Raw genomic sequence first — 1330 nt, 5'->3', positions numbered from 1 at the left:
TGGAGTTGCCCCTATACCTCAGGACACGCAGACACCGCTAGGTTGATGACACTGCAGTCCGTCTGAACTCGCGCGGTGAGCGATATTTCAGGGCTTTGTGCGGGTGGCGCTCATTGTAGTGTTCAAACGCAATGGCCAGGCGAGAGAGTGCCGTTGGCACGTCGGCCTTGTCCATATAGGCGACGTAGTTGTGCTTCATGGTCTTCACGAACGATTCGGCCATGCCATTGCTCTGCGGTGAACGTACCGGCGTAGTCAGCGGCTCCAGGCCCAGTTCGCGAGCGAAGCTGCGCGTGCGGTGGTCGATGTAGGCCGAGCCGTTGTCCGTAAGCCATTCGATGGGCTGCGGGGCATGCGTGGTGCCGAAGCGCTGTTCGACGGCAGCCAGCATGACGTCGCGCACCACGTCCCCGCTATGGCCGCCAGTCGTTGCCGCCCAGCTAATCGCTTCTCGGTCGCAGCAATCCAGTGCGAAGGTCACGCGCAGCGGCGTGCCGTCGTCGCACCGGAACTCGAATCCGTCGGAGCACCAGCGGCTATTGCTCCTGTCCACGGCCACGCGGCCGTCGTGCCGCCGAGTGTCTCGGCGCACGCCGGGACGGCGCAGCAACAAATGATGCTCGCGCATGACCCGATACACGCGCTTGTGGTTGGTGCGCGGTGCGCCGACCAGCTCGCGAGTGCGGCGCAGCAGCGCCCAGATGCGCCGGTAGCCGTAGGTTGGCAGGTGCGCAACGTGGGCCTGGATTTCTTCGACCAGTTCCGTGTCGTCAGTCACTCTAGCGCTGCGACCATCCTGCCAATCGGACGGACGAACCCGTTTCACCGCCACACCGGAGCGCGCTACGCCGAGAACTTCGCAGACCGTTTTCAATGGTCGTCCCCCGGCAGCAAGGGCGAGCGCGCAATCAGGTTTTTTGAGCGGCCCCACTCAACAGCCTCCTTCAGGATCTCGACTTCCATCGTCTTCTTCCCAAGCAGGCGCTGCAGTTCCTTGATTTCCTTGATCGCGGCGGCCAGCTCCGATGCCGGGACTACAGTTTCGCCAGCTTGCACCGCTGCCAGACTGCCTTCCTGGTATTGCTTGCGCCAGCCGAACACCTGGTTCGGATTCACGCCATGCCGCCGGGCCACGGCAGACACCGAGGCGCCAGGGGCCAGCGTCTCCTGCACGATAGCGACTTTTTCCTGCGCCGTGCGCCGACGACGGCGCTCCGGCTCGGTCAGAATTTCGATGGGTTCCACGTAATGACTAGGCTTACTGATAGGCACAAGACTATCCCTTATTTTAAGAGAGTCCTTGTGTCCTCAGATACGTGGGGCCGCTCCA

Annotated in this window: 1 protein-coding gene; it reads right to left on the bottom strand. The window is 62.6% G+C overall.

The window, feature by feature from the left end; genetic code table 11:
* Positions 1–37 precede the first annotated feature (37 nt).
* Positions 38–1236 (bottom strand): IS3 family transposase gene (locus tag F7R19_RS29495; RefSeq protein ID WP_167585615.1). Its coding sequence is split into 2 segments (ribosomal slippage): positions 38–921 and positions 921–1236, totalling 1200 coding nucleotides; the frame shifts between segments, so codons are not numbered across the junction.
* Positions 1237–1330: the final 94 nt, after the last annotated feature.

Source organism: Cupriavidus pauculus (assembly GCF_008801835.1).
Lineage (GTDB): Bacteria > Pseudomonadota > Gammaproteobacteria > Burkholderiales > Burkholderiaceae > Cupriavidus > Cupriavidus pauculus.
Note: the sequence above shows the minus strand (reverse complement) of the source record. Positions and strands in the feature narration are given on the sequence as shown.